Raw genomic sequence first — 7,576 nt, forward strand, 5'->3', positions numbered from 1 at the left:
TGAAGGTGAATTAAGGGAGGGCGAATCTCCTGATGAGCCAGCCTGCTTTTTGTTTTTTTAGGAGATTCCCTATAGAGAAAAGACCCTCGGCGATTGAAAGAAGAAACGTGTGCGCTTCAGGAGTAATTGATGGATTAAATAGCGCGCTCCATCCTTATGAGCCAGGATATTTTTTTGGCAAATAATGAGGAAATCGATTTTACGGTTTTTGATCGCTTCCCTTTTAGCAGGGAGACGTGATAAGATTGCTTTTATTAATGAATCCATTGGGCGAGCGGCGGAAAAATGAATTCGAATACGCAACGTAACTTTTTGCTTTACCTTAAAGCGTTGATTTGGTCGGTTTACGTATCCTATAAAGATTCGACGGTGGCCTTGATCGCGCAATGTCTGCGCGAGGGGAGCGCGGGGGAGAATTATCCCGAATTCCGCGACAGTCATCTGGGGGATTGCCTGCGCACGATTATTCAATCTCTGCCCCGTACGGAAGACCGCAACGCGCTCGCCGCCTGCTTGCAAAAAGTGAAATCGGGCGAAGCCTCGATGGTTTACCGGAACATGGTGATTGAAGTGGGGCATTACGTTACAGCCAGGGAGACGATCGAAGACGTTCCGGAAAATTGTTATGGAGTCGTTTATTTCCTGGCCTCGGCGAAAATCGATGTTCTGTTCCGCAAGCCCGATGGAACGCTCTCGGCTCAATGCGTCTTTCCCTTCCAAATCATGCCGGTTTATACCTTGACGGTTCCCGACATTACTGCTTAAGATCGAAACGAAGCCTTTGGAGCGAATTTCTTACTCCATCCGTTTGGGTAGGATGGGTCATGCCGTTTGACCCATCATTATTAATAAAATGAAGAAATCGATGGGTCAAACGGCATGACCCATTCTACGATCTGCAACTATTCACTTTTTGGAGAGAATCGAATGAAATTCGCCATTTGTAACGAAACCTTCCAGAACCAACCCTTTCGGCTGGCCTGCGAATGCGCGGGGAGGCTGGGATACGATGGCGTCGAGCTGGCGCCGTTTACGCTGGGAAAATTGGTCACGGAACTATCCGCTTCGGAACGCCGCGAACTGCGAGCCGCCGCGACGGATCATGGCGTGGAGATCATCGGATTGCATTGGCTGTTGGCGCCGCTGAAAGGGATCGATAAAAAACTGCATATTAATTGCGCCGATGCGGCGATTCGCCAACAGACAGTGGAATATTATAAAGAACTCATTCATTTCTGCGCCGAACTGGGCGGTAAAATTATGGTGCATGGTTCGCCCGCCCAGCGGAATTGGGACGCAAGCGAAAAATACCAGGAGACTTTCGCCCGGACAATTGAGTTCTTCCAATCCACGCTGGACGCGGCGCAGGAAAGCGGCGTGACGGTTTGCTTCGAGCCGTTGACGCACGCCGAGACCAATTTCATCAACCGCGCCCGCGATGCGCGAGATTTGATCGAGGCGGCGGGGCATCCCTCCCTCAAGTTGCATCTCGACGCCAAAGCCATGTGCGGCGGCGAATACGATTCGCCCGCCGATACGATCCGCAAGAATAAGGATATCTTGCGCCATTTCCACGCCAATGATCGCAACAAAAAGGGACCGGGAACCGGCGACGTGGATTTTAAGCCGATCGCCGCCGCTATGAAGGAAATCGGATACCAAGGCTATGTTTCGGTGGAAGTATTCATCTACGAACCAGATGGCGAGACGATCGCGCGCGATAGTTTGAAGTATTTAAAAGAGGTTTTTGCCTAAGAACGCAGGGCGAAATATGTCTTGCTTTACATGATTATAAAAGGGAGAAAACCATGACGAAAAAAACTTCTTTATTATTATGGATGGCGGCGGCGATCATGGCCATGAGCGCGAGAACAGCGATGGGGGTGGATGTGGCGGTGATGGCGGGGGCCAGTCCTCGCGAACATTGTCCCGTAACGCTAACTCTTTCGCCCGATGAGTTTTGGTACACCCTCTCTCAAGGTTCATGGAAATTGGTTCGCGAATCGGAAGAGATTCCCGTAATGGCCGTCAAGCGCGACATTCCCAAGTACGCTTATCGACTCAGCCCCGCCGGCGGCGGCATCGCCGCCATCGACCGGAATTATTGGGAACTGCTGTTCGTCGTCGACGGATTGAAGCCTTTCGAGAAGCGTATTTATTCCCTGCAGCCGGGCGAAGCGGCGTCGGCGGACGCCGTGAAAATCGAGCGCAAGGACGGATCTCTCAAGATCGATATCGGCGGCAAGCCGTTTACGGATTACCTATTCGCCACGAACGAGAAGCAGCCCCGGCCTATCTTCTATCCCCTATTTGGACCCAACGGCGCCCGCATGACGCGAGGATTTCCCATGGAGCCATTTGAAGGAGAGAACAAGGACCATCCGCATCATCATTCGCTTTGGGTATCCCATGGCGACGTGAACGGAGTGGATTTTTGGATGCTGAGCGAGAAACAGGGGTATCAACGGCATATCGAATTCAACGAATTGCAATGCGGTCCCGCCGCCGGAAGAATCGAGGAGCTAATCGCTTGGACTTCCAGCGACAACGTGAAAGTGATGGAAGAACGGCGTTGCATTACGATTTGGGGATTACCGGAAAGCGGACGCGCCATCGACTTCGATCTTACCTTTGCGGCGACGGAAGGCGACGTCAAATTCGGCGATACGAAAGAAGGCGGATTGATCTCTCTGCGCGTGTCGGAAATCATGAGAGTCGATAGCAAAAAAGGGGGCGTCATCGTCAACGCCAACGGCGACGAAAGCCATTATGACGCCGCCTCCGGCAAGGCCGCCGATCGCGCGTGGGGCAAGGCGGCGCCCTGGTGCGACTATAGCGGACCAGTGAATGGAGAGACGGCGGGATTGACGATTATGGATTATCCCGAAAATCCCTTTTATCCCACCTATTACCATGTCCGCACTTACGGCCTGTTCACCGCCAATCCATTCGGGCTGAGCCACTTCATCAGTAAAATCCATGACGGCAGCCGCACGCTGCGGGCGGGAGAAACCTGGCGATGCCGTTACCGCGTCTATATCCACCAAGGCGATATGGAATCGGGCAAAGTGAAAGAAGCCTACGCCAATTACGCCGACGGTCCCCAAGCGATTCTTATCAAAGGATAAATTCCATCCTCTTTCAAACTTGCCCGTGGGCTTGGACGTTAATAAAAGTAAGCCATAATGGCAGGGGCAGGCGCTTCGCCTGCCCCTGAATTGTTACGCGAAGAAGTAATGCCTATTCCTATTCTGCTTGTCGCGTATAGTTCCCCTCGCTCTCTGGGAGAGGGTATAGGGTGAGGGTATATCGGCTTAATTCTATCAACCCTCACCTAGCCTCTCCCAATCTTGGGAGAGGGATTTGAAAAGCAACATACTCAAAGATGATTTGTATATAACCAACCCGTACAAGAACGGAATTCTCTGATCCCGTGTTCGATATCATTATCGTCAATTACAATTGCTCGTCCCATTTGACAGCTTTGCTGAAATCGCTGACGCAAACGGAGTGCGCGACGCAAACGCGGCGAGGAAATTACTCCGTTACCGTAGTGGACAATCATTCGCCGGACGGCAGCGCGGGTTTGGTGGAAGCCCAGTTTCCCTATGTCAACCTCATCGCTCGTCCCAGCAACGACGGCTACGCGGCGGCAGTGAATGAGGGCATCGCTTCCACGCGGCATCGGGAAATCCTTCTCCTCAACAGCGATATCCTGATTGCTCCCGCCCAAGTTTCGGCGCTGGTGCGGATTTGGGAAAGGTTGGATTTTCCCGGAATCCTGGCGCCGCTGCATTTGGAAGAGGACGGCTTCCCGCAACTGACGTGGGGTTCCTTTCCGGTCATGGCGGCGGAGAAGCGCCGCCAGCGCTTGGACAGGGCGCTCGCCGAACGCCGGTTGTGGGCCAAAAAAGAGATCATGGCGGAGTGCTGCCGCACTCGCGAAGTGGATTGGGTTTCCGGCTCGTGCATGTTCTTTTCCCGCGCCGCGGCGGAAACCATCGGGCCGTGGGATCAGAATTTCTTTCTGTATTTCGAAGATATCGACTGGTGTCTGCGCGCCAAGGATTTGGGCTTAAAAATTTACCATACTTCGGAAGCTCATGCGCAGCACGCTCACGGCGCCAGCGTGGAGAAAGACCCTGAGGCGGCGGAGATCGAATACCGCCGCAGCCAATGCTATTTCACAAAAAAACATTTCGGCGGCTTCCGGCTGCTGCAAGTCCGGCTTTATCTCACTCTGAAGATGATGGGCCGCTGGCTATGGGGGCGGAGATCCGGATTCGACCGGGGGACGTCATGGGAAATCTTCCGGGAGATATGGAGAAAACCCGGAATCTGAAGCCGGGGCGGTCTTATGCCTATCACCTTTGAATTTGCCGCCTTTTTATAATTCCTCTCCCAAGATTGGGAGAGGTTAGGTGAGGGTTGATATTAGTAACTTATTATCCCCTCACTCTAACCCTCTCCCAGAGGGCGAGGAATTGAAATCGGCGTGATATGGTCTTATGCCCTTCGACGAATCGCTCCATATTCTCCATATCGTCGCGTCACTGCGCGGCGGCGCGGCGCAGCACGTCTTGCATCTCTGCCGCGAGTTGCGCCGCCAAGGCCATGCCTGCGCCATCGCCGCGCCCGCCGATAACGATAGCGTCCAGCGAATCATAGAATCGGAAGCAATCCCCTTTCACGATATCGCTATCGATTCCTCCTGGTTTTGGAAAAAAACGGCGGAACTGAAATCGTTCATAACGATGCCGGGATTCACGCATATTCATGCGCATGGGATGCGCGCCGCCTTTTGGGCGCGTTTGGCGCGCATGACGGCGCCGCTTGCGCCGCCGTTGATTTACACCGTGCACGGCTACCATCCGCCGCACTATCCCAACGCCGCCTCGCGCCTGGCGGTTCATTTCGCGGAATGGTTGTTGCTGCCGCAGACGGCGGCCTATATCTGCGTCTCCTGCGGCGTCAAGGAATCGCTGCTCCACGCTTTACCTCAGGCGGAAGATCGCTGCTTCGTCGTCGAAAACGGCATTCCTTTGCGAGAAACATCGCTGGAGCGAAAAGAGGAAGACCGGCGGCGCTGGCGGGAGGAATTTTCCATCCCTCCCGGCGCTTTCCTCATCGGAACCGTGGCGCGGCTGCAATGGCAAAAGGGAATCGGGCGATTGATCCAAGCCTTCGCGCAACTCGAGGAAAGCGGCTCTCCGCTTTATTTGCTGATTGTGGGCGATGGGCCGGATCGCATTGAATTGATGCAGCTGGCGGATAAAACCGGCGCGGGCGCGCGCTGCCTATTTACGGGACATCGCGCCGATGCGGCGGAGGCTTACGACGCCTTTGACCTCTTCGTTCTGCCCTCGTTGTGGGAAGGGCTTCCCCTGACGGTGTTGGAAGCGTGGGATGCTGGAACGGTCGTAACGGCGACGGATGTCTTGGGAACGCGGGAATTGATCGAAAATGGCGTTACGGGCTTTTTGGCGCATAATTCCGCCGAGGGAATTTGCAGCGCGATGCAACGGGCTATGCAGTCGCAGCAAGAATTCCCGCGCCTGCGGGAGAACGCCAAGCGTACGCTGCGGGAACAATACGGCGCCGAGCGTATGGCGCAGAGGACGATCGAAGTTTATCGCCTCGCCGCCGGAAAACACGCCTAGAAATGAGCATTCGGCTTGCCCCTCCTGCCGGTTCGAGATATCCTATTTTCTGCCCTTTCAAGCAATTTATGGTGGCTGTAGTTCAGGGGTAGAACACCGGATTGTGGCTCCGGATGCCGTGGGTTCAAATCCCATCAGCCACCCCATTCCCTCCTTTATTCCCATAGAAATATTATCGTAAGGATCGTAGGATGAGTCGCGCCGTTCGACCCATCGAACGGTTATAACCGGCGGCAAAGAGATTATCCAGTGGATAAAAACGCAGTCTTAGTCATCATCGAACGTTTTCGGATGCTTCTGGAAGCCAAGGGAATAAAACTGTCCAAGATCATTCTTTATGGCTCCTATGCCAAGGGAGACTATACGCCCGCCAGCGATATCGACGTAGTCGTCATCTCGGACGATTTCGCCGATAAGAGTTATTGGGAACGAATTGAGATTTTATCGGACGCCATCTATGAGATATTCGAACCGATCGAAGCCGTAGCCATGACCACGGAAGAATGGCAAAAGGGAGAGTCGTTCATTTGCGACTACGCCAAAGACGGCGAAATTCTTTACGCTGCGTGATGGAATAAATTTGTTACTATATTGTCCAGGAGGATATTAAGAATCGTAGGATAGGTCGCGTTGTTTTTTTATTATGGGGAAGGGATCAAATAATAAACTGGGAAAAGCAGGAAAAAACTTGAAACATGCAGCATTCTATAATTAAATGAACTAAACAAATGTTTACGAGCTTGTATCATGGTTCAAATAAGCATGTTCGACCCATTTACGGAATCAGCAATGACGGTTTGTCGTTCTTTCAGCGATGGCTATCAATCCCGTAGAGTACCTTTTTTCAATCCGCAAACAATTGTCTTAGCTCAAGGAAGCAATTCCACTCCATCACGTATTCAATTCGCATCTCGAATTTGCAACGCGTATCCCGAATCTACTATCATTGAAGCCTTTGACGCCCCCCATTCGAAAGTGGCCATTGCAGGCCGCCGGTTAATCGACCGTCACTATGCGGGAAAAAAAACGCTGGTTCTTGGAGAACTACGCGACAGCGTTCGCTTAAGTCAAGAAACTGGCAATTCATGCCCGAACTATTGGCATTTTTCACCCTATGGATTTTGCCCTTATGATTGCCAGTATTGCTATCTCGCTGGAACCATCGGCGTTAAATTTTCTCCCAGCGTGAAAGTGTTTGTGAACATTGACGACATTCTGGAAAAAGTAAATTGCATTGCCAATAAAATCGTTCGCCCGACGGCGTTTTATTTGGGAAAACTACAAGATGGATTAGCGCTTGATCCACTAACAGGATTTTGTCGAATCATGGTTCCTTTTTTCGCCGAACACCCGTATGCGCGATTGACCGTGTTGACGAAATCCATTTCCATTGAAAATCTGCTATCGATCAACCATAACAATCACACAATCCTGTCATGGTCCCTGAATCCGGAATGCATATGCAAAGAATACGAACCCAATACTCCACCGCTGAAAAACCGTATCGAAGCCATGCAAAAATGCGCCGCCGCCGGATACCCTATCCGAGCGATGATTATGCCGATTATTCCAATCGATCACTGGCAAGAGGTATATGAACAATTTATCACGGAATTATTGAAAAAAATAAACCTGCAACGCATCACGCTGGGTGGGATTTGTTCCTATAAAACTGCCCAATCCTTAATGAATCGTAACGTTTTAGCCCTTTGAAGGAAGAGAGGGCGGAAGAGGAGGCAACTGACCGGTTCGGAGGGCGGTTTGGAGGGCTTCCACCACGGCGGTCACCGGACGATAGCCTCGCCGTTTGAGCGTGCGAAAAACGGTCATCAGGATGGACTGTGTTTTCGCACCCTTCTCGCTCTGGTTCCCCTGCATCACTTTGCGCATAATCACCGCCGGACGAATTTCCCGCT

8 protein-coding genes and 1 tRNA gene are annotated in these 7,576 nt (G+C 52.2%); 8 read left to right on the forward strand and 1 reads right to left on the reverse strand.

What is annotated here, in order from left to right; all coding sequences use genetic code 11:
• The first annotated feature begins 285 nt into the window (after positions 1–285).
• From AB1656_06040 to AB1656_06075, 8 genes are all read left to right on the forward strand, one after another.
• Positions 286–765, forward strand: coding sequence for a hypothetical protein (locus AB1656_06040; GenBank protein ID MEW6234929.1), 480 nt, complete (start codon positions 286–288; stop codon positions 763–765).
• Positions 766–927: 162 nt separating this feature from the next.
• A complete protein-coding gene (locus tag AB1656_06045; protein MEW6234930.1) occupies positions 928–1,755 on the forward strand; it encodes a sugar phosphate isomerase/epimerase family protein in 828 nt (275 codons plus the stop codon).
• 53 nt (positions 1,756–1,808) lie between these two features.
• Positions 1,809–3,128 carry a PmoA family protein gene (locus AB1656_06050; protein ID MEW6234931.1) on the forward strand — a complete coding sequence of 440 codons (1,320 nt, stop codon included), beginning with the start codon at positions 1,809–1,811 and terminating at the stop codon, positions 3,126–3,128.
• Positions 3,129–3,433: 305 nt separating this feature from the next.
• A complete protein-coding gene (locus AB1656_06055) occupies positions 3,434–4,342 on the forward strand; it encodes a glycosyltransferase family 2 protein (GenBank protein ID MEW6234932.1) in 909 nt (302 codons plus the stop codon).
• A 166-nt stretch (positions 4,343–4,508) separates the two neighbouring features.
• Positions 4,509–5,660, forward strand: coding sequence for a glycosyltransferase family 4 protein (locus AB1656_06060; protein ID MEW6234933.1), 1,152 nt, complete (start codon positions 4,509–4,511; stop codon positions 5,658–5,660).
• 71 nt (positions 5,661–5,731) lie between these two features.
• Positions 5,732–5,806: transfer RNA gene (locus tag AB1656_06065), tRNA-His, on the forward strand.
• A gap of 103 nt (positions 5,807–5,909) precedes the next feature.
• Positions 5,910–6,230 (forward strand): nucleotidyltransferase domain-containing protein, encoded by a 321-nt coding sequence (locus AB1656_06070; protein ID MEW6234934.1) that lies wholly within the window; start codon positions 5,910–5,912, stop codon positions 6,228–6,230.
• A gap of 177 nt (positions 6,231–6,407) precedes the next feature.
• Positions 6,408–7,373 (forward strand): spore photoproduct lyase family protein, encoded by a 966-nt coding sequence (locus AB1656_06075; protein ID MEW6234935.1) that lies wholly within the window; start codon positions 6,408–6,410, stop codon positions 7,371–7,373.
• Here AB1656_06075 and AB1656_06080 read toward each other — a convergent pair.
• On the reverse strand, positions 7,362–7,576 hold a 215-nt coding region (locus tag AB1656_06080), incomplete at its 5' end, for an IS66 family transposase (protein ID MEW6234936.1). The genes AB1656_06075 and AB1656_06080 overlap by 12 nt on opposite strands.

The sequence above is a fragment of the Candidatus Omnitrophota bacterium genome, assembly GCA_040755155.1.
Classification (GTDB): Bacteria; Hinthialibacterota; Hinthialibacteria; order Hinthialibacterales; family Hinthialibacteraceae; genus JBFMBP01.

Excerpts from the sequence above, each read along its gene's own strand:
- AB1656_06040 (MEW6234929.1), top strand. The coding sequence starts at position 286 with ATGAATTCGAATACGCAACGTAACTTTTTGCTTTACCTTAAAGCGTTG.
- AB1656_06060 (MEW6234933.1), top strand. The coding sequence starts at position 4,509 with ATGCCCTTCGACGAATCGCTCCATATTCTCCATATCGTCGCGTCACTG.
- AB1656_06050 (MEW6234931.1), top strand. The coding sequence starts at position 1,809 with ATGACGAAAAAAACTTCTTTATTATTATGGATGGCGGCGGCGATCATG.
- AB1656_06075 (MEW6234935.1), top strand. The coding sequence starts at position 6,408 with ATGGTTCAAATAAGCATGTTCGACCCATTTACGGAATCAGCAATGACG.
- AB1656_06045 (MEW6234930.1), top strand. The coding sequence starts at position 928 with ATGAAATTCGCCATTTGTAACGAAACCTTCCAGAACCAACCCTTTCGG.